This is a genomic window from Pseudidiomarina woesei, assembly GCF_001418345.1.
Classification (GTDB): Bacteria; Pseudomonadota; Gammaproteobacteria; order Enterobacterales; family Alteromonadaceae; genus Pseudidiomarina; species Pseudidiomarina woesei.
On the sequence record NZ_LIPW01000002.1, the window covers coordinates 37374 to 61357 of the forward strand.

Annotated in this window: 17 protein-coding genes and 1 pseudogene; 14 read left to right on the forward strand and 4 right to left on the reverse strand. The window is 48.1% G+C overall.

Features of this window, described 5'->3' with window-relative positions; all coding sequences use genetic code 11:
* The first annotated feature begins 3 nt into the window (after window positions 1–3).
* Window positions 4–552, forward strand: coding sequence for a 2-amino-4-hydroxy-6-hydroxymethyldihydropteridine diphosphokinase (folK, locus tag ASC40_RS04320; RefSeq protein ID WP_055438568.1), 549 nt, complete (start codon window positions 4–6; stop codon window positions 550–552).
* Window positions 549–1343, forward strand: a complete 795-nt coding sequence (locus ASC40_RS04325) for an undecaprenyl-diphosphate phosphatase (protein ID WP_055438569.1) — start codon at window positions 549–551, stop codon at window positions 1341–1343. Before folK ends, ASC40_RS04325 begins: the two co-directional genes overlap by 4 nt.
* Here the strand turns inward: ASC40_RS04325 and ASC40_RS11735 are convergent.
* On the reverse strand, window positions 1336–2472 hold the full coding sequence (locus tag ASC40_RS11735; RefSeq protein ID WP_072243376.1) for a tRNA nucleotidyltransferase/poly(A) polymerase-related protein: 1137 nt from the start codon (window positions 2470–2472) through the stop codon (window positions 1336–1338). The genes ASC40_RS04325 and ASC40_RS11735 overlap by 8 nt on opposite strands.
* Before the next feature lie 105 nt (window positions 2473–2577).
* Here ASC40_RS11735 and ASC40_RS04335 point away from each other — a divergent pair, with 105 nt between their 5' ends.
* The 3 genes from ASC40_RS04335 (at window position 2578) to ASC40_RS04345 (ending at window position 6729) form a co-directional block, all read left to right on the forward strand.
* Complete coding sequence (locus ASC40_RS04335) at window positions 2578–4068, forward strand: ExeA family protein (RefSeq protein WP_055438834.1); 1491 nt, start codon at window positions 2578–2580, stop codon at window positions 4066–4068.
* Window positions 4068–4859, forward strand: a complete 792-nt coding sequence (locus tag ASC40_RS04340) for a general secretion pathway protein GspB (protein WP_055438570.1) — start codon at window positions 4068–4070, stop codon at window positions 4857–4859. Before ASC40_RS04335 ends, ASC40_RS04340 begins: the two co-directional genes overlap by 1 nt.
* A gap of 94 nt (window positions 4860–4953) precedes the next feature.
* Window positions 4954–6729 carry an acyl-CoA dehydrogenase C-terminal domain-containing protein gene (locus ASC40_RS04345; RefSeq protein WP_055438571.1) on the forward strand — a complete coding sequence of 592 codons (1776 nt, stop codon included), beginning with the start codon at window positions 4954–4956 and terminating at the stop codon, window positions 6727–6729.
* A gap of 40 nt (window positions 6730–6769) precedes the next feature.
* Here ASC40_RS04345 and putA read toward each other — a convergent pair whose 3' ends face one another.
* The gene (gene putA / locus ASC40_RS04350; protein WP_055438572.1) at window positions 6770–9937 is read right to left on the reverse strand and encodes a bifunctional proline dehydrogenase/L-glutamate gamma-semialdehyde dehydrogenase PutA; all 3168 of its coding nucleotides are present in this window, start codon (window positions 9935–9937) and stop codon (window positions 6770–6772) included.
* A 239-nt stretch (window positions 9938–10176) separates the two neighbouring features.
* Here putA and ASC40_RS04355 point away from each other — a divergent pair, with 239 nt between their 5' ends.
* Complete coding sequence (locus ASC40_RS04355; RefSeq protein WP_055438573.1) at window positions 10177–11667, forward strand: CYTH domain-containing protein; 1491 nt, start codon at window positions 10177–10179, stop codon at window positions 11665–11667.
* A 17-nt stretch (window positions 11668–11684) separates the two neighbouring features.
* Window positions 11685–14417, forward strand: a pseudogene (glnE, locus tag ASC40_RS04360) (bifunctional [glutamate--ammonia ligase]-adenylyl-L-tyrosine phosphorylase/[glutamate--ammonia-ligase] adenylyltransferase); the annotation flags it as partial.
* A gap of 1 nt (window position 14418) precedes the next feature.
* Here glnE and lpxL read toward each other — a convergent pair.
* Both lpxL and tolC read right to left on the reverse strand, forming a co-directional pair.
* Window positions 14419–15348: an LpxL/LpxP family Kdo(2)-lipid IV(A) lauroyl/palmitoleoyl acyltransferase gene (gene lpxL / locus ASC40_RS04365; RefSeq protein ID WP_055438835.1), complete on the reverse strand. Its 930-nt coding sequence runs from the start codon at window positions 15346–15348 to the stop codon at window positions 14419–14421.
* Window positions 15341–16702 (reverse strand): outer membrane channel protein TolC, encoded by a 1362-nt coding sequence (tolC, locus tag ASC40_RS04370; RefSeq protein WP_055438574.1) that lies wholly within the window; start codon window positions 16700–16702, stop codon window positions 15341–15343. Before tolC ends, lpxL begins: the two co-directional genes overlap by 8 nt.
* A gap of 259 nt (window positions 16703–16961) precedes the next feature.
* Between tolC and ASC40_RS04375 the strand changes: the two genes are divergently transcribed.
* The 7 genes from ASC40_RS04375 to rraB all read left to right on the forward strand — a co-directional run bounded on the left by ASC40_RS04375 (window position 16962) and on the right by rraB (window position 23974).
* Window positions 16962–17576: an NUDIX domain-containing protein gene (locus ASC40_RS04375; RefSeq protein WP_072243378.1), complete on the forward strand. Its 615-nt coding sequence runs from the start codon at window positions 16962–16964 to the stop codon at window positions 17574–17576.
* Window positions 17573–18013 carry a DUF1249 domain-containing protein gene (locus ASC40_RS04380; protein ID WP_055438576.1) on the forward strand — a complete coding sequence of 147 codons (441 nt, stop codon included), beginning with the start codon at window positions 17573–17575 and terminating at the stop codon, window positions 18011–18013. Before ASC40_RS04375 ends, ASC40_RS04380 begins: the two co-directional genes overlap by 4 nt.
* Window positions 18014–18016: 3 nt before the next feature.
* Complete coding sequence (locus ASC40_RS04385; protein WP_055438577.1) at window positions 18017–18619, forward strand: YqiA/YcfP family alpha/beta fold hydrolase; 603 nt, start codon at window positions 18017–18019, stop codon at window positions 18617–18619.
* Between the two features lie 56 nt (window positions 18620–18675).
* Window positions 18676–20568 (forward strand): DNA topoisomerase IV subunit B, encoded by a 1893-nt coding sequence (gene parE / locus ASC40_RS04390; RefSeq protein WP_055438578.1) that lies wholly within the window; start codon window positions 18676–18678, stop codon window positions 20566–20568.
* A gap of 14 nt (window positions 20569–20582) precedes the next feature.
* Entirely contained in the window at window positions 20583–22823 is a 2241-nt protein-coding gene (gene parC / locus ASC40_RS04395) for a DNA topoisomerase IV subunit A (protein ID WP_055438579.1), read from the forward strand.
* A 61-nt stretch (window positions 22824–22884) separates the two neighbouring features.
* On the forward strand, window positions 22885–23607 hold the full coding sequence (locus tag ASC40_RS04400; protein WP_055438580.1) for a 1-acylglycerol-3-phosphate O-acyltransferase: 723 nt from the start codon (window positions 22885–22887) through the stop codon (window positions 23605–23607).
* Between the two features lie 4 nt (window positions 23608–23611).
* On the forward strand, window positions 23612–23974 hold the full coding sequence (gene rraB / locus ASC40_RS04405; RefSeq protein ID WP_055438581.1) for a ribonuclease E inhibitor RraB: 363 nt from the start codon (window positions 23612–23614) through the stop codon (window positions 23972–23974).
* The last annotated feature ends 10 nt before the right edge of the window (window positions 23975–23984 follow it).

Below are 23984 nucleotides of genomic sequence, written 5' to 3' on the forward strand. Positions count from 1 at the left end.
ATTATGAGTACAGTTTGGCTAGGTATTGGCAGTAACCGAGAGCGAGAACGCTATATTCGTGCTGGCATTCATGCATTACACCAAGAATTCGCCAGTGTTGCATATCCAATGTATGTCTCGCGTGTTTTTGAAAGTGACGCTGTGGGTTTCTCAGGGCGTCGCTTTTATAACTTAGTTGCGCGTGTTGATACCTCACTATCAATTAGTGAGGTAAGCGCCATTTGCAAACAAATCGAACGAGACCACGGGCATAGCTCAAATGCAGCCCGATTTAGCCCGCGCACGCTGGATATCGACTTGTTGATGTATAATGACACGGTTTGTGACAGCCCAGTGCAGTTGCCGCGTGGTGAAATTTTAGAAAATGCGTTTGTATTGTGGCCATTGGCAGAATTAGCTCCAACACTGCGGCACCCAATCACTGGGCAGACTTTTGCTCAGCATTGGCAAAATTATCATGGTCAGCAAGTGCTGGAACCCGTAGAATTTCAGTTTGAAAACCTACCATTTTTAAAAATTTATTCGACTCGTACAGGGAATGCACCGTTGTGAATACAATTGAATCAATAATTCTTGCTTTAATTCAAGGTTTTACCGAGTTCCTACCAATATCGAGCTCAGCTCACTTAATTTTGCCATCGCAGTTGTTAGGGTGGGAAGATCAAGGCTTAGCGTTTGATGTTGCGGTGCACGTGGGCACCTTACTAGCTGTGATGTTGTATTTTCGCCAGGAGGTTGGTCAGCTCACGGTGAATTGGTTCGCTAGTTTGCGGGGCAAACATAACGCTCACAGTCGGTTAGCTTGGTTGATTATTTGGGCGACCATACCAGCCGGACTAGCCGGTTTGTTTGGTAGCGACTTGGTTGAAAACGCTGCACGTTCGGCGTTGGTCATAGCTACCACAACTGTGGTTTTTGGTTTATTGCTTTGGTTTGCCGATGCTCGAGCATCTCAGCGCCAAGGGATTGAGCAACTGACACTGCGCCAAGCAATTTTTGTTGGTATTGCCCAAGCTTTAGCGTTAATTCCGGGCACATCGCGTTCTGGTATAACCATGACGGCGGGCATGATGCTTGGTTTAACTAAAACAGACGCAGCACGCTTTAGTTTCTTGCTTTCAATACCGATTATTATCATGGCTGGCGGCTATCAGGGGCTTAAACTAGTGCAAACGCCTGAGCCGGTAGCTTGGTTGCCGGTATTGGTTGGCATGGTTACGTCATTTGTTGCCGCATATGTGTGTATTCATGTGTTTCTTCAAGTTATTAGCCGTATGGGCATGCTACCCTTTGTGATTTATCGTTTAGCCTTAGGCGCATTGCTGTTTATCTGGTTTATTTAATACCATCAATGTCGTGCCAGTTAGCTTCAATGACGCGTTGCTGCTGCTGGCGAATGGCTTCGCCAATTGCGGGGCCAGCTAATTTCTGCTGGCGCTTAGCTGCATTTGCAATAACCTCCTGCGCACTCACCATCAGAGCTTGTTGATAAAGCGTCAACAACGCTTGGGCCGTATTCGCGGCCATTCCTAAAGCCTGCCACAGACCAACTAATTGCATAAACTGCGTTTTGCGTCGCCAACCGTCGGCTTTGCCAATAGCGTTGAATAACCACTGAGGGCTGAGCTCGTGCGTTGCTGAGTAACCTGTTTGAAATGCGCTGTGTGCAAGTTTTGCGTAGGTGTTCGGCAGTTTTAACGCAAAAGCCAGTTGCTCATGTTCCTCTGGTGTAAGGGTTAAACAGGTTAAAACCCAACGCATTTGCGCTAATTCTTCAGCCTTGAAATGATGCGGTAAGCGCTTCAGCTGTTCGCCAAGCAGCGAAATATCTAATTTGTTTGCAAGTGGTAAAAACCATGGAGACCATGCTTGGGCGTCAGCAATCACCTGCCAAAACACGTGCGCGTGATTGGTGTACAGCGCTTTTTCAGTTTCACGCCAAACACGTTCGGCGGCCAGCTCAGCAAGCTCACCGCTGGCGCTAATAGTTCGCATTAAGTCTAAAGTTTCAGGTGCAACCATGAAACCATCGCCGGCAAAGCGCGCGGCAAAGCGTGCAACGCGAAGCACTCGAAGTGGATCTTCGACAAAAGCACTCGATACATGGCGAAGTTGCCGAGCCTGAATATCGTCTAGGCCACCATAGGGGTCGATGAGCTCTCCAGTTTCGCTTTGTGCAATGGCATTTATGGTTAAATCGCGGCGCTGTAAGTCGGCTTCCAACGTCACATCAGGTGCTGCATAGACGGTGAAACCGGTATAGCCTTTAGCGGTTTTTCGTTCGGTGCGCGCAAGTGCATATTCTTCGCCCGTTTGTGGGTGCAAAAATACCGGAAAGTCTTTACCGACTTGTCGAAACCCGCGTTTTAGCATGTCCTCAACCGTACTGCCAACCACCACGAAATCACGTTCGTGCACTGGCTTATTCAGTAACGCATCGCGAACGGCGCCGCCGACTAAGTAAATTTCCACGCCAACTCCTATTAAAATTTTACTGATGATCGCGAATCACTAGCCCTGATGCAAGTGAGTCGTTACACTGTTCTGCACTATAACAATGCTTGCAGTGATTTTGCTATGTATCTGAACTACTTTGGTCTGCATACGGAACCGTTTTCAATTGCACCAGACCCGCAATTTTTATATTTAAGTGAGCGTCATCAAGAAGCGCTTGCTCACTTAAGCTATGGGCTGCAAGGCAGCGGCGGATTTATACTACTAACGGGTGAAGTAGGAACCGGAAAAACCACGGTGTCACGCGCGCTACTGGAGCAATTGCCTGAGCACACCCAAACCGCTTTTATTCTTAACCCAATGCTCAATGCTATCGAGCTGCTCGCAACCTTATGCGATGAGTTTGGTATTGATTATGAGGCACAAGGGGCTACGACCAAACAGCTAACCGACAAGCTAAGTCAATTTTTGCTAGCTGCACATGCTCAAAATCGTCAATGTGTGGTGCTCATTGATGAAGCACAGCACTTACAACCACAAGTGCTGGAGCAGTTGAGGTTGCTGACTAATTTAGAAACCAATCAGCATAAATTATTACGGGTAATTCTTATTGGCCAACCCGAATTGCAAGATTTATTGCGGCGTCGCGAGTTACGGCAGTTAGCACAGCGCATCACTGCGCGTTACCATTTATTACCGCTGCAGTTTGCCGATAGTGAGCGCTATATCAATTATCGGCTGCAAGTTGCAGGGGCACAGCGAGGGCTATTTGATGCCGGCGCCATTAAAAAGGTTCATCAAGCCAGTGAAGGTATTCCGCGGCGTTTGAACTTACTCTGTGACCGAGCGCTGTTAGCTGCCTATAACGATCAACAACCGGTTGTTGGTGCCAAACATATAAAAATGGCCGTGCAAGAGCTCGATGGTGGCGTTGGTCCAGCTTCAGCCTTGTCACACTCGTCATCGGGTTTGACCAGTTTCCTAAAACACGGGTTGTCGTTTGTTGTGGTTGCTGCCGTTGTTGCAACAACAGTTGCGGTTGCCACATGGTGGTGGCAGCAGCAAAATAGTCCCGTTACGACACCGATAGCCACACAAGTTGAGCCAGCTAAGCCAGCTGCCATAGAGGCCATAGCACACGCTTGGCAACTGCCAAGACCTCCCACCAACACTGACTTTTGCCGTTGGATAGAAAGCTTCGAGTTAATGTGTATAGCGGGCAGTGCGCGTTACGACCAAATTGTGAAAACGAACTTGCCGCATTTGTTGGTGCTAGCCGACAATAGTTATCAATTCGTCGGCAGTAACAATCAGCAGCCGGCTGATAATTGGACCGGAGAGTTTGTGTTAGTGGTTGCGCAACCACCAGGATACACCTCAGCTGAGGCCGAGGTTGAAGGATCTGTGTATCAGCAATGGTTGGCGAATCAATTGCGTCAACATTCTCTCCAAGCAAGCGTACCGTTAGCGCAACAGTTACAGCGTTTGCAGATAGCGAAAGGCTTAAGTGTGACGAGCAAACTTGATGCGTTAACCTTTGCATGGTTAATTTCACAAAGTGAGCTCGGTGGGCCAAAGCTTTCAGTAACCCCAGCTACAACAGAGGTGCACTAATGTCATCGGTGCTAAAAGCGTTAAAAAACCAATCGTCGCCTTTAGTACAAGGTTCATCGGAAGTGCGACTTCATTCGGCAAAAGTGACTAATTCAGGTACACCGCGCATATTGCTATGGTTGGTAGTTGTTGCGCTCGCCGGAGCATTAGGATGGTGGACCATGCGTGGGGTGACGAGTGAGCACGTGGAAGCCGCCGCTAATATTGATGCAGTAGAGCCTAATCAACAACGGCCATCTGTTGACGTTCAAAAGCAGTATCAGCTTGGTGACATAGCGGTAATAAAAACGCCTCAGTGGCCTGTAATAACCACCCCAAAAGACAATCTCGAAAGTTCCACGAGTCATCAAGCGAATGCTAGCGACGAACAGGTTGCTCAAAGCACGCGACAACAACCAAGCAATGAACAGCGAGATAACCCAAGCCCAGTCAATGACAATCAGGCGATTGATTTAAGTCAAATATCTCCTGAATTACTTAATGCCTTTGAAAGTGCGCTTGCTGAGGGTGAACAAGGTGGTAGCGCCGATAACTTAAATCGCAGCGTGGTGCCGACATTGGAGCAATTAGCCCCCGTATTTAAGCGCAGCATACCCAGCTTTAGTTATGACGGACACCAGTATTCATCGCGGCCGCAGGGACGTTGGATTGAGCTAAGTGGAGTGCGATTGTTTGAAGGGGAGCGCTTTGAAGGGTTGACAGTGCTGACCATCGCACCCGCGCACGTGGTGTTCGTGAAAGACAACCAAGCATTCTCGCAGCCGGCACTAGAAGACTGGACAAAGCCCTAGGTTATCTGATATTAAAACACCTGTTTAAATCCATTGTTTGATTTCGTGCGAAATTACTCCCAACGAAATCGCCGCAACTTAAAGAGGTGTTGTCATGGCGGACTATCGTGTTCCTCGCGAAGACATGCAGTTTGTGCTGCAAGACGTATTCCAAGTAGATAAAGACTGGGCGCAGTTTGGTGAATTGGCCGAACTGGATATGGAAACAGCCGTTGCCATTATTGATGAAGGCGCCAAGCTGGCCGAAACCCTCATTGCACCAAACGCGCGTGCCGCTGACGAAGAAGGCGTGCAATTTAACGATGGTGTTGTGACAACCCCTAAAGGTTACAAAGAAAACTTTAAACAGTTAGCAGAAGGGGGCTGGGTTGGTGTGACCGCAAACCCTGAATTTGGTGGTATGGGTTTACCCAAAAGTATCTCTGCGCAATACGAAGAAATGCTCTGTGCTGCTGACATCTCATTTTCGCTGTATTCTGGCTTAACTGCCGGCGCCATTATGACCATTGATCAACACGGCGATGACGCACTTAAAGCTACCTATCTTGAAAACATGATTAGCGGACAATGGACCGGCTCAATGTGTCTGACAGAACCGCATGCGGGTACAGACTTAGGTATTATTCGTTCGAAAGCCGTTCCTAACGATGACGGCAGTTTTGCCATCTCTGGTACCAAAATATTTATTACCGGTGGCGAACATGATCTCGCTGAAAACATTGTGCATTTGGTGTTAGCTAAACTGCCTGACGCACCGGCTGGCAGCAAGGGTATTAGTTTGTTCCTAGTACCTAAGTTTTTGGTTAACCAAGACGGTAGCTTAGGCGAACGTAATGGCGTCACTTGTGGTTCTATTGAACACAAAATGGGTATTCACGCGTCGGCCACTTGTGTATTAAATTTTGATGGCGCAACGGGCTGGCTTGTCGGTGAGCCTCACAAAGGCCTACCAGCCATGTTTACCATGATGAACTATGAACGTTTAGGTGTCGGTATTCAGGGCCTAGGCGCTGCCGCCCGCTCGTATCAAAATGCGCTTGAATACGCGCAAGACCGTATTCAGGGGCGTGGCGCTAAAGTGACTCGCGACCTGGCGAAAGAAGCGGATCCGTTAATTGTGCATGGCGATGTTCGTCGCATGTTGCTAACCATGAAGGCCTTTGTGGAAGGTGGACGCGCGTTCTCAACCTACGTCGGGCAGCAACTGGATATTGCCAAATACGCGCACGACCCAGCACAGAAAGCGCGTGCCGAGGCATTAGTGCAGTTGTTAACTCCGGTTGCTAAAGCGTTTTTAACAGACACCGGCTTCGAAGCAACCGTTATTGGCCAACAAGTGTTTGGCGGTCACGGGTTTATTCGTGAGTGGGGCCAAGAACAGTTAGTTCGTGACGCTCGAATTGCCCAAATTTACGAGGGTACCAACGGTATTCAAGCGTTAGACTTGCTAGGCCGTAAGGTCGCGGGCTCTCGTGGTGAAATGCTTAAGCCTTTGTTAGATGATATTCAGGCGTTGTTAGCACAACCGCAAGCTGGCTTAGAAAAAGAGTATCAGCAGCTTGCACAAGCAACGCAACTTGTTGCCGACGTTACCAAAAACGTTCTGACTAAAGTTGCTGATGATGAAAATATCATCAATAGCGTGGCGGTTGAGTACTTGTACTTGGTTGGTTATGTTGCTTTTGCATACATGTGGTTACGCATGGCAAAAGTTGCTGAACCACTGGTTGGTGAGCGCCCTTATTTAGCCAGTAAAATAAAGACTGCGAAGTTCTATATGGCGCGTATTTTGCCACGTATTCATGGCTTAGTAGGTGTTATTGAAGACGGTAGTGAAAGTTTATATATGCATGAAGTGGGCGAGTTTTAATCGCCCACACCATGTTTGTTTAGCACCTTGCTTGTTGTCGTTAGTCACCTAACGACAACAAGGTTGCGTTACCACCAACAGCGGTAATATTGTTGGTGCGAGTTTTCTCAGTCACAAAGCTAGTCAAGTAGTGAGGACCACCAGCTTTCGGGCCAGTACCCGACATACCACGGCCACCGAATGGCTGTACGCCAACCACAGCACCAATTTGGTTACGATTGATATACACGTTACCCACATCAATTCGACGCGCAATATCTGCTGCAAAGGTTTCGTTGCGACTATGAATACCGAAGGTTAAACCGAAACCGGTATCATTGATGCTTTGAATAACCGTGTCTAGCTCGCTCGTTTTGTAACGAATAACGTGCAGAATTGGGCCAAAGTTTTCTTTAACTAACTGGTTAATATTGTCAATTTCGATGGCTGTTGGTGCCACGAAAGTACCGCCGTTGGTGTATTCAGGCATGGGCGCGCGAGCAATTAAGCGACCCGCTTGCGTAATATCGTTTACATGCTGCTCAAGGTTACTTTTTGCCGCACCGTCAATTACCGGGCCAACATCGGTTTCATGCAGAATAGGGTCGCCCACTTTAAGTTCTGCCATAGCGCCTTTCAGCAAGTCGATAACGCGGTCGGCAATGTCGTCTTGCACAAACAAAACACGTAACGCCGAGCAACGCTGACCCGCACTCTTGAATGCGCTAGCCACAATATCAGTGACTGCTTGCTCAGGCAGGGCAGTTGAGTCGATCAACATAGCGTTCTGACCACCGGTTTCAGCAATCAGTGGCACAATTGCGCGAGTACGAGCTGCCAATGCACGGTTAATGGCTTGTGCTGTGTATGTTGAACCAGTGAAGCACACCCCGCCAATTTCTTCTTGAGACACCAAGAAGCTACCTATTTCAGCGCCGCTACCCGGCATAAAGTGCAATACATCGCCTGGAATTCCGGCTTCTAATGCAAGTTGCACCGCACGGAAAGCAATTAAGCCAGTTTGTTCGGCAGGTTTTGCAATAACACAGTTACCGGTCACCAAGGCAGCTGCTACTTGGCCTAAGAAAATGGCAAGTGGGAAGTTCCATGGGCTAATACAAATAAAGGTACCGCGGCCTTGCACGAACAGCTCGTTGGTTTCGCCGGTTGGGCCCGGTAAGGTAGTGCCTTCACCCATAAGCTCACGTGCTTGTTGCGCGTAATAACGGCAAAAATCAACGGCTTCGCGAATTTCGTCAATACCGTCTTGTAGGCTTTTGCCTGCTTCAACGCTACATAAAGCGATAAGTTCAATACGATTGGCTTCAAGCAAATCAGCAAGTTTTTCCAATGCGCTTGCACGTACTTCGACGTCGGTGTCACGCCAGCGACGGTAGGCGGCATTAGCGCTCTTCAATGCTTGCTCGGCTAACGCTTTGTCACCCCAACAAATAGTACCAATATGGTGGCTGGTGTTTTGCGGACTATGAATGGCCACTTTGTGATGCGCGTCCACTACGTCGCCATTAACAATCGGGCCACCTTGCCATTGCTTGTCGCGGTACTGGTGTACTGCATTAATAAAATCATCAGCTTGTGAGTGAATGTTCATATTCAGTCCTAACGAGTTTTTCCGATCGCCAAAAATTTGCGTCGGTAGTGGAATTTTATGGTTCGCGAAATGCTCATGTTTTAGCATTGTGTGTAGCGGGTGCTCGGTTAATTCCGCAACAGGTGTTTGTGGGTCAACCAGTTTGTGCACAAACGACGTATTTGCACCATTTTCGAGTAGACGGCGAACCAAATAAGGCAGTAGATCTTTATGGGCGCCCACCGGCGCGTAAATACGCACCGTAGTGTTTTCATCTTGCTCTAGCAAGGTGTCATATAAGTCATCACCCATACCATGCAAGCGCTGGAACTCAATACGGCGCTGGTAGGTTGCATTTAAATCGCGAATGGCTACCACAGTTTGCGCGTTGTGTGTGGCAAATTGCGGATAGATGGCACCGTCCGTCGCTGGGCTCATTAAGTAATGGGCACAGGCTAAGTACGACACATCGGTATTGGCTTTACGGGTGTAAACAGGGTAGCCAGACAAGCCATTTACTTGGCACAATTTAATTTCGGTATCCCAATACGCACCTTTAACCAAACGTACAGGAATTTCATCGCCGCATTCGCGCGCCAATGCGGTTACCCAGCACAATACGGGCAGCGCACGTTTTGAATACGCCTGAACCACCAAGCCAAAGCGTGGCCAACCTTTACAGACGCCACTGCGGTAGACTTTTTCGAACAACTCTAATGACAGCTCCAAGCGGTCCATTTCTTCGGCGTCAATACTCACGCCAACGTCAGCCTCTTTGGCAAGCTTCACTAACTCTGTCAAGCTTTGGGCTAGCTCAGTAAGTACTCGCTCATGGTTGGCTACTTCGTAACGTGGGTGCAACGCTGACAGTTTGATTGAGATGGTCGGTCGTGGTGCGTTCGGGTTATTAAAGTTCTCTTTGCCTACAACTTTAATTGAGTTGACATAATCAGCATGATAACGGCGTGCGTCAGCCATAGTTAAAGCTGCTTCGCCGAGCATGTCATAAGAATGCGTATAACCTTTGTCTCGGTTATTGCGACTGTTTTTCAGCGCTTCCTCAATGGTTCGGCCAAGTACGAACTGCGTACCCATAATACGCATCGCCGCGTACGTGGCTTTACGCACCACAGGCGAGCTTAAACGGCGTACCATTCGGCGAAATACACCGCGCGGCGTTTCCATTGGCTTGCCGGTTGGATTAATAACATTGTTGGTTAAGGCTAAACCCCAAGTACCGCTGTTGACTAACCAAGAGGCGCTTTGGCCCATATGTTTATGCCAGTCACCGCCCGACAAGCGGTCTTGAATAAGCGCGTCAGCAGTTGTGGCATCTGGAATACGCAGCAATGCTTCTGCCAAACACATCAGAATAATGCCTTCTTTGGTGTCAAGGCTGTATTCTTGCAAAAACGCATCTACGCCACCGCCATCAGCACGGTCGCGAACTTTATTCACTAAATTAGCTGCCGCTTGGGTTACGCGCTCAAGATTTTCATTGTCTTGAGGCACAAGGGGCAACAGCTCACGCAAATAAGCATCTTCATCGACTAAATAGTTGTCGGTGATGGCTTGTTGGAGTCGACCAAGGTCGGCGCCGGTATACTGAGCCGCAAGTACTTCACTCGCTTTAAACATAGCATCTCCTGTAGGACTCAGCCCAAGGCTGGCGGTGACATATTTCGGGCGCCAGTATATGACTTTTTGGGCGCGCGTAAAGCCTGTCTGATCACATTTTTTTGTTACTTCATCGAGACCGATTAATTGCGCCCACGGTGCATTTTTTGTGCAGCGCTGTCAAGCCCATTTCAGTTGACCCGTAAAGTTAGTGCGAGTACCGTATGAAGCAAGGAAAATCAACGCGTAAGAGAGAGCTCGTGAGCCAAGAAATTGAATTGAAATTACTTGTGGAACCGAACCAGCGTGAAGCGGTGTTGCGGTTATGCCAACAATTGGCCAAAGATAGCGACAGCAGCACCCTTGAATTAACCAATGCGTATTTCGATACCGATGACCTGCAGTTGCGTCAGCACGATATGGGGCTGCGTATCCGGCAGCGTGGTGATGAACGCGAGCAAACCATTAAATTAGCAGGGCAAGTGCTTGGTGGCATGCATTCGCGCCCTGAATATAATGCGGTTATTACCAGTGACACACCCGATTTAACCTTGTTTGAAGAAGATATTTGGCCTGATGAATTTCCGGTTTTTGATATTCAGCGTGAGCTGGTTGAGCTATTTCGCACCGACTTCACGCGCCACCGTTGGAAAATTCCAAGTGGCGAAGGCGTTATTGAGTTGGTGTTTGATGAAGGTCACATTGTGGCCAATGACCAATCGCGACCTATTTGCGAAATTGAACTTGAAGTGCAAGGTGGCATTGCCGCCGATGCTTATAAATTAGCACGCCGTTTTATTACTCGAGTCAATGCGCGAGTGGGTAGTTTAAGCAAAGCGGCTCGCGGCTATTTACTGGCACAAAAGTCAGTGCTTGAACCATTTAATCACGCGCATTTTGTGCATCAGCAGCCGCAAGATGACGTTGGAACGGGCTTATATCGTGCATTAGCCTACGCGTTGCAATATTGGCAGCATAATGATGCCTGCTTGGCTGAACAGCCGAATGTGCGAGCGGTTGCCGGAATTACGGACGGTATTCGTCTGTGCAAAGTCGTGCTGCAGCAATTGGCGCTGTTCGAAATTGATGTGAGCGACCACATTGCCCGGTTAGAGCAAATGCTTGGGCACTTAGGCTGGTTGAGCCGCTATGATGGGCTTAATGAACTGACCGCGGAAGACGGGGCGTATCATCGAGCGCTTGAGCAAAACCAAAAACTTTATGAGTTTATTGTTGAGCAACAAGAGCACTCGGTACAGCTCGAATTAGTGGTTAGTTTAAGTAAACGTGATGATTACCAACTGACATTATTTGAACTTGGCGAATTATGTTCTGAACAGCCACGCCATGAGCAACTTATGCAGGTGCCGTTAAAGCAATGGGCAACACAGCGATTGCGTGAAGACTGGCAACAAGTGCTCGAAGCTTTTACTAAGCATCAAGAGATGCGTGCTGATCATTACCTAAAACTGTTACCGCAGTTACAAAGCTCATTGCAATTAGGCTATTGCGTTGGCTATTTATTTGACGCCGATGACCGCGAGTTATTTAGAGCGCCTTGGCAAGACTTAATGCGCGGTATTCGAGAAATTATGGCACTGAAGCTGTTGCGTGAAGCCATTAAAGATACCGATGAAATAAATACTGAAAAGCTTTTAGGTTGGCAAGAGGTGCAACTAGAGTCGCTGCTTTATGCGCTTGAACGTTCACGTCGTGCGGCACTTAAACAAGAGCCTTACTGGATAGTGTAGCTATGGATGCACAGGGTAGAGTCTGTGAAATAAGCCAGTTTGTTGCACGGGTGATTGAGCAGCAGCCTAATGCAATTGAATGGCAGAACGAACAGGTGGTGTTGCCTGCGACAGATGCTTATGCAAATGCTGTGACTGAGTTACTTGCAAGCTGCGCCGATGAGCCTCAAGCGCAGCGTTCACTTAGGCGCTTGCGCCAACAATGGTATGCCATATTAGCCGCTGCCGATTTGTTACAACAAGTCAGCGTAACTGACATGCTTAAACACATTAGTGCAACCGCTGATGCGTTTATCAATGGAGCTCTAAATTGGCTGTACCCTCGCTATTGTGAACGCTTTGGTACGCCCCGAGATGAGCAAGGCCAAGCCATGCCATTGTTGGTGATTGGCATGGGTAAGCTGGGCGGTTATGAATTAAATTTTTCATCGGATATCGATTTGATTTTCTGTTACCCCGCCCAAGGCGAAACCGATCATGCACGTAAACCGATAGAAAACAGTGTGTTTTTTACACGCCTCGCCCAAGCATTAGTGAGCTTACTTGATCAAATCACGGCTGATGGTCGCGTGTTTCGCGTTGATTTGCGGCTGCGCCCGTTTGGTCAGTCAGGGCCCGTGGTTGCCAGTATCTCTGCACTTGAATATTACTACCAAGAGCAAGGGCGCGATTGGGAACGTTATGCCATGGTGAAAGCGCGGCTAATTGGCGGCACAAAAGCACACGAGGATGAACTGAAATCGTTATTGCGGCCCTTTGTTTATCGTCGCTATATTGATTTTTCGGCCATTGATGCGCTGCGCAAAATGAAAACCTTGATCACCCAAGAAACCCGCCGCAAAGGCCTGGAGCGTAATATAAAACTAGGCGCCGGCGGCATTCGCGAAATTGAGTTTATTGCGCAGGCGTTTCAGTTGATTCGTGGCGGCCAGCAACGGCAGTTACAAACCCAATCACTTTATGCTGCCTATCACGCGATTGCCGAGCTTAATATCTTGCCAGAAGCTACGGTTGACCAGCTTCTACAGTGCTATGAAAAGCTGCGCAAAATGGAACACGTGTTGCAGCAATTGAACGACGAGCAAACCCAAACACTACCCGACGATGCGCCGACTCAGCAGCGCATCAGCTTGGCATATGAGCAGCCTTGGCCTGACATTGAAGCCGATATTCGCGCGACCATGGCGACCGTGCATGAACAGTTTCAGCAGGTTATTGGTGACCCTGACGCCGAAGACGAAGAAGCCGGGCAGTTACAACTGCTTTGGCAAGACATGATTGAAGATGATACCGCCATTGACGTGTTACTTGATTTTGGCCTTGCCAAGTCGACTGCACAGCTTATTTGGCAGCAGGTTAATCAGTTACGTATGGATGTTCGTAAACGCGGCTCAGGGCCGCGTGGGCGTAAAGCTATGGCCAGATTAGTGCCATTACTGTTAGAGCGTATTGTCCAGTTTGCCGATGCTGACTCAGTGCTTGAACGCGTGCTGCAGGTGTTACGAAAAATTATGACCCGTACCGCCTATGTTGAATTACTCGTCGAGAACTCGGGCGCCCGTGAGCAGCTTATAAAACTGTGCCGCGCGAGCTCGTGGTTAACTTCGCAAATTGCCACCTATCCATTGCTGCTTGACGAGCTGATTGATCCGCAGCATTTGTATCGATTACCTGAGCTGAATGACTATCCGCGTTTATTAGACGAATTTTTACTACGAATTCCTGAGCAAGAAAACGACTTAGAAGCACAAATGGATGCACTGCGCCAGGCACGACAGGTGTTGCAGTTGAAGGTGGCGGCGGCCGATATCAGCGGTGCGCTTCCGCTTATGAAAGTGAGCGACCATTTAAGTTATTTGGCCGAAGCATTGATTGACAAAGTCGTTCGCTTAGCGTGGCACCAATTGGTAGAAAAGCATGGTGCTCCCCCCGAGCGAAGTGCTGACGATATGGGCTTTGCCGTGATGGCGTATGGCAAGTTGGGGGGGCTTGAGCTTGGGTATGGCTCTGACTTAGATCTTGTGTTTATCACCGACACTGACTATGACGGTGATACAGACGGCCCCAAATCGATTGGTATTCAACAGTTTTATTTGCGACTTGCACAACGCATATTGCATTTGTTTACCGCACGAACACTTGTTGGTTCCTTGTACGAGGTAGATATGCGGTTGCGGCCATCGGGTAAATCAGGATTGTTGGTAACCCGCCTCGATACCTTTGAAAGTTACCTACAAGAGGATGCCTGGACTTGGGAGTTACAAGCATTGGTGAGGGCTCGTCCGGTGTTTGGTTCGACAGCATTGCGAGAAAAACTAATCGCTTTGCGGCAACGGCAAATTTGCCAACGTCGCGATGAACAGCAACTACGCGAACAAGTATTAAGTATGCGCGAGAAAATGCGTGACCACTTAGCGGCGCGGGTAAGTGCTCAGCAGTTTGATGTGAAACAAGGGGCTGGGGGCATTACCGACCTTGAGTTTTTGGTGCAGTATTTAACTCTGCGTTTTGCTCATGAAATTCCGGCCTTAGCGGCGTTTACGGACAACATACGAATTCTTGAACAAGCTGAGCATAAGCACTTGTTAAGTCAACAAGAAAGCCAAGCGTTGATCACGGCCTATATTGCCGAACGAGAAGTACTGCATAAGCTTGCGCTTGATGACCGAGGCTCGGTGACGCATGAAAATCTAGAGAATTACCGCCATACGGTGATCACCGCATGGCAGCAGTGGTTGGGCAAGAATTGAGTTAACGCTTATAGAGATCTGGGTCAGTGTCATTAGGGCGAGTTTTAAAGCGCCGATGAATCCACATGTATTGCTCAGGACGCTGCTGAATTGCGAACTCAACCATTTTATTTACCCGCGTAACGTCGGCTAAGTCATCCCCTGTGGGGAAGTTCTCAAATTCAGGGTAAAACGTCATGTCATAACCCGTGCCGTCGTCTCTTCGAAAACATGTCACTGGCAATACAGCGCAGTTTGCGCCATGCGCAAATAGCAGCGTCCCTGTTGTGGTACTTGCCTTTTCCACCGCAAAAAGCGGCGCGAAAATGGTTTTTCGGCGGCCATAGTCTTGATCTGGTAGGTAACCAGCAATTTCACCTTGGTCTAAAGCTTGTAGCATGCTTTTTACGTCGCGCCGCTGAATCATGTATTTATTCGAACGACCGCGGCCAAGAGTCTGTAAATACTCCATAACAGCGTTGTTATGCGGACGATACAAACCAACGGCTGGCTTTACAAAACCGTGCAATCGTGCGTGAACTTCAAGGCTTAAAAAATGGAAGAGCAACAATAACACGCCGCGCCCGTCACGCTGCGCGGCATGCAGGTGTTCAACGCCATGCACATGCAACTTGTTGCGAATGCGCCAATCGGGCCACCACCAAGCCATACCTGTTTCAAAAAATGCGATTCCGGTATTTTCGAGGTTCTTGCGCACCAACGGCTCTATTTCATCGGCAGGCATATTGGGGAACGAAAGCTCAAGGTTTCGGCGTGCTATATCAGCCCGACGAGGTACAAAGCGATAAAACAGCCGGCCTAACACTCTTCCCATACCGAGCTGCCAGCGATATGGCAGCCACGATATAGCATAAAGAAAGCCAACACTTAGCCACGTTAACCAATATTTAGGTAATAGAAAACGTGGCTCAAAGCGGGGTTTTTCAATTATCTTCATTAATTAAGCTTGCGTTGATAGCTACTAAATCTTGCTCGCTAATTTGCCCTGATGCTTGTTTCAGAGCTAAGTATTGACGAATATAACCATAGCGCGCGCTCGATAGATTACGGCGGGCGTTATAAAGGTTACGAGTACTGTTTAATACATCAACGATAGTACGTGTACCCACTTCAAAACCGGTTTGCGTGGCTTTCAATGCGCTTTCAGCTGATACTACGGCCTGTTCAAACGCGCGAATAGTCGATAAAGCTGCAACAACGTCGTAGTAAGCGCTACGCACCTGACGTTCAACATTACGACGCACACCCTCAAGTTCTTGGCTTGCAGCAATGAAGTTTTCGCGCGCTTGGTCAACTTCTGATGATGTTCTGAAGCCCGTAAACAAAGGCACGTTCAGCGACAAACCAATTGAGTTTGAGTCCATGCGCGGCATGTTAGTTTTAATACCACCGGCGGTAGTTGAGGTGTCGTTAGTCGAATAGTCGGCACTCAATGATACCGTCGGCAAATGACCATTACGCGCCAAACTTATTTGCTCATCACTGATTTCCACAGCAACACGTTGCACTAATAATTGTAGATTTTTATCTTCTGCAATTTTCACCCACTGCTGTGCGTCACTTGGTGTTGGGGTTTCTGGCGAAAACGAGCTGGTATTTAATTGGGCTAAATCTTGATGATAACGGCCAGTAATTTCACGCAAAGATTCTTGCGCAACTTCAACCGCATTCTTGGCTTGAATTTCTGAAGCTATGGCGGTGTCGAACTGTGCTTGTGCTTCATGCACATCAGTGATTGCCGTTAAGCCTACCGAGAAACGCTGTTTTGTCTGCTCTAATTGACGTTCAATCGCTTTCTTTTCAGCTGTCGCGAACTCAAGATCATCCATCCGCTCAAGGACTGTAAAATACGCATTAACGACACGAATCATTAATTGTTGACGTGTACTTAAGTAGTTTACTTCTGCTTGATAAGCTTGTTTTTCACTAAGAGCTGCGCGATCCCAAACGTTCATGTCAAAAACGGTTTGCGAAAGACTAACGCCGGCATTCCAGCCACGACTTTCAGAGTCAAGAGTGACAAATTGCTGAGAAGTTGTGTCAAACTGAGCACGCTCCGACTCTGAGCGTGAATACCCAGCTGAGAAACTAACTTGTGGCCAAAATGCTGACTTCGTAATATCAATGCCTTTTTGCGCGGCGCGGCGCTGAGCATCAACTTGTTGTAGGGTTGGATCGTTTTGCAATGCGAGTTGAAAAACTTGAGCGAGGTCGTCAGCATAGGCAACACTTGATGTTGCGCTGATGGTTAAGCCGACTAAAACGGATAATACGTGCTTTTTCATGGGCTACGGTGTCCTAATTATCTGAAAGCATTATCTTGCCTAAAACTTGGCAGCTATTTTACATACACTCGTGAATGTTTACTAGTTTACTTTGAATCGTCATGAATAGCATTGCGCCAGTTGCAACAGAATGGGTTCAAGTGTAACTAATTATGTGCCAAAGCGGTGGTTATTTACAATTTTATTCAATCGCTTTCGCGATTAGATGAGTACTTATAACGGTAAGTAACAGACGCAACTAAAGTAACAAAGGTTTATTGTGCAAAAATTTTCTCAACAAGATGTCAGAATTATTCAAAAAGAACCGTTACGTGAAGGTTTTTTGAGTATTCATAAGTTACGCCTTCAACACAAACTGTTTGAAGGTGATTGGTCGCCTGTTTTTGAGCGTGAAGTGATGGACCGTGGTCATGCGGTGGTCGTATTACCCTATGACCCTAAGCGGGATGCTCTTGTTGTGCTTGAGCAATTTCGTATTGGAGCCTTGCTCGCTGCAGCAAATGAAAGGCAATCCCCTTGGTTGCTAGAATTTGTAGCCGGCATGTATGACGGTGACGAGTCAGCTGAGCAGGTCGCGCACCGTGAGTTATTTGAGGAAGCCGGCCTTACAACCGAGCGGTTGCATTTTGCACTAAGCTATTTGTCCACACCAGGTGGCTGTACCGAAGAGATATCTATTTATATTGCGGAGGTTGATAGCTCGCGAGCGCTCAGGCATGCTGGGCTTGCCAGTGAGCATGAAGATATTTGTGTGCATGTACTGCCATACATGGATGTGGTGCAACTGCTTGAACAGGGAAAAATTAACAATGCCGCCAGCGTGATTGGACTACAATGGTTGCAGTTACACAAACGTCGTTTTGAGGACTTATGACCACTGATGTAAAGTTACGCCGCTATAAATTTGATTTGGCCGCGCTGCAGCGATTGGCCGCATTAAATTATGCTGCGTTCAAGCCACTGGCTGAAAGTGTGCGTCAACACGGTGCTCAAGTGATTAAAATTGGTCAGCATTTACGCTTTGCACTCACGGTGCTTGAGTCTGCGCCATACACCACCGAAGTGCGCATTGAACAGCAGGCGCTTGTTACCCAATTACCGGGGTTGAAAGAAACGCAGCTTGATGTGCGGCTTTATCACGATGCGCAACTTGCTGAAGTTGTGCGTAGCCAAGGGGTAACCCGTTTGCAGCCAGCCTATGATGTGCCGAATCCACGTATGCATCATGCGAACGAAAAACACCAAGTGAATCATTTCTTGCAAGAGTGGCTGCAACTGATCAAGAGCCGAGGCTTACTACAGGAGAATTAGACATTGCTGTTGTACTTACATGGATTTGAAAGCTCTCCGGAAAGTTTAAAAATTATTCAAACTCGCGAGTTTATGAACTCGCACCAAGCCAGTTTGCCAGCGGCGGTAAACCAAGCGATTCAATTACTAGCGCCACAACAACCTTCGCGGATGGCTGCAATTCGCCAGATGCTTGACGAAGTAATTGCCACGCAACCACTGGCAGCGGTGATGGGCAGTAGTCTCGGTGGGTTTTGGACGCACTACGTGGTTAGCCAGTTACATAAGCGCGGACACACTGAGATTCGAGGGGTGTTGATAAACCCGGCCGTGCAACCTTACAACTGGATGCCCGACGAGACTGTTGACCGGGTACATCCCTATACCCAAGAAGCCTATCAATTAGACGCTAGTGACCGCCAGGTTCTCATTGAGGCAGAACAATGTTTTGTTGCAGATGTTGAGTTACTGGTGCTATTGCAAGCCGGTGATGAGCGCTTAGATTACCGCTTAGCGAGAGATTACTACCGTGATCAACGCATGGTAGTGGAACAAGGTGGCGACCACAGCTTTGCAGATTTTCCGCGATACCTACCCGCGGCGCTTGAGTTTCTACACGTCCTGTAACAGTATATGGGCATTCCTACAACAACAATTCCGTGCAACACGAGATAATAAAGCGCATGTCAGATTACAAAGCCGATGCGATAGAGGTCCTCAATGGCCTAGAACCGGTCCGTCGCAGACCGGGAATGTACACCGATACCACGCGCCCGAATCACTTAGGTCAAGAAGTCATTGATAACAGTGTCGATGAAGCACTTGCCGGCCACGCGCGTGAGTTGATTGTTATTTTACACCCTGACCAGTCTTTGGAAGTTCAAGATGACGGCCGCGGCATGCCGGTTGATGTTCACCCAGAAGAGGGGGTGCCCGGCGTTGAATTGATTATGACAAAGCTGCATGCGGGCGGTAAATTTTCAAATAAAAACTACCAATTTTCTGGCGGTCTTCATGGCGTCGGTATTTCCGTCGTGAACGCACTTTCTACACGTGTGAATGTAACCGTAAAACGCGATGGTCAAGTTTATGAAATGGCCTTTGAGAATGGCGATAAGGTGACTGACCTTGAAGTAACTGGCAGTGCAGGCAAACGCAATACCGGGACTAATATTCACTTTTGGCCGGACCCAAAATATTTTGATTCAGCAAAATTTTCTGCCCTAAAAATGACCCATTTGCTCCGAGCTAAAGCAGTGTTATGCCCGGGCTTAAAAATCACGTTTAAAAACTTGGTCGATAACGACGAACAGAGCTGGTATTACGAAGATGGTCTGCGTGACTATTTGGTTGAAGCCGTACGCGAATTGCCAACGTTGCCAGAAGAGCCGTTTATTGGTGCCATGGCTGGTAACGAAGAGGCTGTTGATTGGGCCGTTACATGGTTGCCCGAGGGTGGCGAAGGGGTTACCGAAAGCTATGTAAACCTGATTCCTACCCCGCAAGGTGGTACCCACGCAAATGGTTTACGCCAAGGTTTATTGGAGGCCATGCGTGAGTTTTGCGAGTTCCGTAACTTGCTGCCACGAGGCGTGCGCCTAACCCCCGAAGATATCTGGGACCGTTGCGCTTATATCTTGTCAGTCAAAATGCAAGATCCACAGTTTGCTGGCCAAACCAAAGAACGGCTGTCGTCACGTCAGTGTGCGGCATTTGTGTCTGGGGTGGTCAAAGACGCATTCAGCTTGTGGCTAAACGAGCACACTGAGCAAGCTGAGCAACTGGCCGAGCTATGTATCAACAATGCTCAACGGCGCATGCGCGCTAGTAAGAAAGTGATTCGTAAAAAAGTCACCCAAGGGCCAGCGCTACCGGGCAAGTTAACCGACTGTGCAACGCAAGACCCTGCGCGCAGTGAATTGTTTCTAGTGGAAGGGGACTCGGCAGGCGGCTCAGCAAAACAAGCACGAGATCGCGATTTTCAGGCCGTGATGCCACTGCGCGGAAAAATATTAAACACATGGGAAGTCGAATCGGACCAGATTCTTGGCTCACAAGAAATTCATGATATTTCCGTTGCGCTCGGGGTTGACCCAAACTCGGAAGACTTAGAGCAATTGCGTTATGGCAAAGTATGTATTTTGGCCGATGCCGACTCGGACGGATTGCACATTGCGACGCTGCTATGCGCATTATTTGTAAAGCATTTCCGCACTTTGGTTGATCACGGTCACGTGTATGTTGCCATGCCGCCGCTTTATAGAATTGACGTTGGCAAAGAGGTTTTCTATGCCCTTGATGAAGATGAAAAGCAGGGCATTTTAGATCGTATTGAAGCCGAGAAGAAAAAAGGCAAAGTCAACGTTCAACGGTTTAAAGGTTTGGGTGAAATGAACCCGCTACAATTGCGTGAAACCACCATGGACCCGAATACCCGTCGCCTTGTGCAACTAACGGTGGATGACTCGCAAGCAACCGAAGAGTTAATGGATATGTTGCTGGCGAAGAAACGCTCAGGCGATCGCCGTGATTGGTTAGAAAGTAAAGGCAATTTGGTCGATTTGGCTGAGTTGTAAGGAGCAGCAAAATTATGTCAACGGAAGTTTTAGAACAAATACCTCTGCGCCGCTTTACCGAAGATGCGTATTTGAATTATTCCATGTACGTGATCATGGATCGCGCCTTGCCACATATTGGCGATGGTTTAAAACCGGTTCAGCGCCGAATTATTTACGCCATGTCAGAGCTTGGCTTGTCAGCATTAGCGAAATATAAGAAATCAGCTCGTACGGTGGGTGACGTACTCGGTAAGTTTCATCCGCATGGCGATAGCGCGTGTTACGAAGCCATGGTGCTTATGGCGCAACCGTTTTCTTATCGCTACCCATTGGTAGACGGACAAGGGAACTGGGGTTCGCCAGATGATCCTAAGTCATTTGCGGCAATGCGTTATACCGAAGCTCGGTTATCGCGCTTTAGTGAAGTACTGCTTAGCGAACTAGGCCAAGGCACTGTAGATTGGACGCCAAACTTTGATGGCACCATGAAAGAGCCGCGCATGTTACCTGCGCGCTTACCACATATTTTGTTGAATGGTGTCACCGGCATCGCGGTGGGTATGGCAACCGATATTCCGCCACATAATGCACGTGAAGTGGCCAATGCGTGTGCGCTGTTGTTGGAAAAGCCTAGCGCAGATTTAAGCGAAATCATGGAACACATGCGCGGGCCTGATTATCCAACCGACGCTGAAGTGATTACGCCACACCAAGAAATTGTCAAAATTTACGAAACAGGCCGCGGCACGATTCGTATGCGGGCTAAATATTCGTTAGAAGACGGCGAAGTCGTGATTACGGCGCTGCCGCATCAAGCGTCTGGCGCGAAAGTGCTCGAGCAAATAGCGGCGCAAATGCAAGCCAAAAAGCTTCCAATGGTGAGTGACTTGCGTGACGAGTCAGACCATGAAAACCCGACGCGTTTAGTCATTGTACCGCGCTCCAACCGGGTTGATACTGAGCAAATGATGCAACACTTGTTTGCCACTACTGATCTTGAGAAAAACTACCGCGTGAACCTCAATATGCTTGGTTTGGATGGTCGCCCTCAGGTGAAGCCCATTCTCAATGTGCTCAAAGAGTGGCTAGTGTTCCGTCAAGACACGGTGACACGCCGTGTTCAATATCGTCTTGATAAAATATTGGCCCGCTTGCACATTTTAGAAGGCTTATTAATAGCCTATCTGAACATTGATGAAGTGATTGCCATTATTCGCCATGAAGACCACCCTAAGCCGGTGTTAATGGAGCGATTTGGGCTGACCGACACACAAGCAGAAGCTATTCTTGAATTAAAATTACGCCACTTAGCCAAGCTAGAAGAGTTTAAGTTAAAAGGCGAGCAAGAAGAGCTTGAAAAAGAGCGTCAGCAACTGGAATTGTTACTCGGTTCTGACCGCCGCATGAAGACGCTTATTCGCAAAGAGATTTTGGCAGACGCTGAAAAATATGGTGACGATCGCCGTTCACCGTTGGTTGAACGCCAAGAGGCCAAGGCACTGAGTGAGCGCGATTTAACCCCAGCTGAACCAGTAACCGTGGTGTTGTCGAAAAAGGGCTGGGTGCGTGCGGCCAAAGGCCATGACGTTGACGGCACTAACTTGGCTTACAAATCAGGTGATACTTTCTTGGCGCAAGCGCAAGGTAAGAGCAATCAACAGGTTGTGTTTTTAGATAGTTCGGGCAGAAGCTTCTCGTGTGAAGCGCACTTGTTACCGTCAGCTCGTACCCAAGGCGAGCCGCTGACTGGGCGGTTTAGTATGGTTGCCGGTGAAACGATTGACCAAGTATTAATGGCCAAAGACGAACAGCGCTATTTGTTGGCCTCAGATGCTGGTTACGGATTTATCTGCCAGTTTGGTGATTTAGTTAGTCGTAACAAAAACGGCAAAGCGATTTTAAATCTACCGACAGGTGCAAAAATTTTGCCACCAAGTGCGGTAAACGACCGTGAAAACGATTTGTTGGCTGTGGTTTCTAACGAAGGCCGTATGTTGTTGTTCCCTGTTCGCGATTTACCTGAGCTGTCAAAAGGCAAGGGTAACAAGATGATCAGTATTCCGACCTTGCGTGCACAGTCGCGGGAAGAGTATGTGGTGGCTGCAGCGACGGTACCGGCTGATGCGGCTATCACCTTGCTTGCCGGCAAGCGCAAATTAACGTTAAAACCATCGGATCTTGAGCATTATCGTGGTGAACGGGGTCGTCGTGGCAATAAATTACCGCGCGGATTGCAGCGCGTTGATGCAATTTTAGTGGAAAATACTGACTGATCGGACGTTTTTCGACGCCTAACAGGTTATACTAGCGGCCATTAAGCTTTAAGGAGATTACATGCTCGCTGTTGTACGTATTTTGCTGTTGGGCGTTTTTATTATCGTTGGCAGTACCTTATTACTTTTAATTTGTATTGTTCGGCCGTTTCACCGAAATAACACCGCGTTAGCTGCTCACTGGTATGGGCGCATGCACCGTTTATTTGGGGTGAAGCTTGATATTCGCATACCGGAATCACTGCGTAACAGTGGCCCTTATGTGTATATAGCGAACCATCAAAACAGTTATGACATTTTTACCCTTGCTCGCGCGATGCCGTTGGGCTCGGTGAGTATTGGTAAGAAAAGTTTGAAATGGATTCCGTTTTTTGGTCAGTTGTACTGGTTGGCGGGCAACATTCTGATTGATCGTAAAAACAAAGGTCGCGCTCACGGTACTATCGAGCAAGCCGCGACAGCGATTCGTAAGCGTAAGCTATCTATTTTATTGTTCCCTGAAGGCACTCGTAGTTATGGGCGCGGCTTATTGCCGTTCAAAACCGGTGCGTTTCGTACGGCTGTTCAAGCTGGGGTAGATATTGTACCTATTTGTGTGTCAAACCTTCATGGGCGCATTAAACTGAATCGCTGGAATAACGGTACCGTTATTATTGAAATGCTAAACCCAGTTAAAATTTCTGACTTTGGTGAAGATGCAGTGCGAGCTTTATCGGCCCATTGCCATCAATTGATGCAGTTAAAAATTAGTGAACTCGACCACCAGCTGGCGCAGGGGCAATAAGCGTATGGCAAATAACTTGAATGAACTCATTGCGCAAAGTGATGAAACAGTTGCAGCGTTATTGCAAGATGGCGCCAATGCAATGGATAAATTCACGATTGAACATCACCTTGTCAGTACTGACTTTACCAAGCTTGAGAAGGCGGCGGTGGAGCTGGTTAAAGCTGGCTACCATGTTGATGACGCTGACGAGTTTGAAACCGATGATGGCGCCCGAATATTTGCATTCGTTGCAGTAAGTGAAGTAAAACTAGATGCAGATATTTTGCGCATGCAGACGCAAGAAATCACAGAAGTTGCAAATATCACCGGCGTTGATTACGACGGCTGGGGCACCTACTTCGGCGAAAACGACGAAGAAGAATAAACAATGAAGC

What these genes read in the sequence shown, in the direction of transcription:
- putA (WP_055438572.1), bottom strand. Translation starts at nt 9,937, where the DNA reads ATGTTTAAAGCGAGTGAAGTACTTGCGGCTCAGTATACCGGCGCCGAC.
- tolC (WP_055438574.1), bottom strand. Translation starts at nt 16,702, where the DNA reads ATGAAAAAGCACGTATTATCCGTTTTAGTCGGCTTAACCATCAGCGCA.
- folK (WP_055438568.1), top strand. Translation starts at nt 4, where the DNA reads ATGAGTACAGTTTGGCTAGGTATTGGCAGTAACCGAGAGCGAGAACGC.
- ASC40_RS04345 (WP_055438571.1), top strand. Translation starts at nt 4,954, where the DNA reads ATGGCGGACTATCGTGTTCCTCGCGAAGACATGCAGTTTGTGCTGCAA.
- rraB (WP_055438581.1), top strand. Translation starts at nt 23,612, where the DNA reads ATGGCAAATAACTTGAATGAACTCATTGCGCAAAGTGATGAAACAGTT.
- parE (WP_055438578.1), top strand. Translation starts at nt 18,676, where the DNA reads ATGTCAGATTACAAAGCCGATGCGATAGAGGTCCTCAATGGCCTAGAA.
- parC (WP_055438579.1), top strand. Translation starts at nt 20,583, where the DNA reads ATGTCAACGGAAGTTTTAGAACAAATACCTCTGCGCCGCTTTACCGAA.
- ASC40_RS04400 (WP_055438580.1), top strand. Translation starts at nt 22,885, where the DNA reads ATGCTCGCTGTTGTACGTATTTTGCTGTTGGGCGTTTTTATTATCGTT.
- ASC40_RS04340 (WP_055438570.1), top strand. Translation starts at nt 4,068, where the DNA reads ATGTCATCGGTGCTAAAAGCGTTAAAAAACCAATCGTCGCCTTTAGTA.
- ASC40_RS04335 (WP_055438834.1), top strand. Translation starts at nt 2,578, where the DNA reads ATGTATCTGAACTACTTTGGTCTGCATACGGAACCGTTTTCAATTGCA.
- ASC40_RS04380 (WP_055438576.1), top strand. Translation starts at nt 17,573, where the DNA reads ATGACCACTGATGTAAAGTTACGCCGCTATAAATTTGATTTGGCCGCG.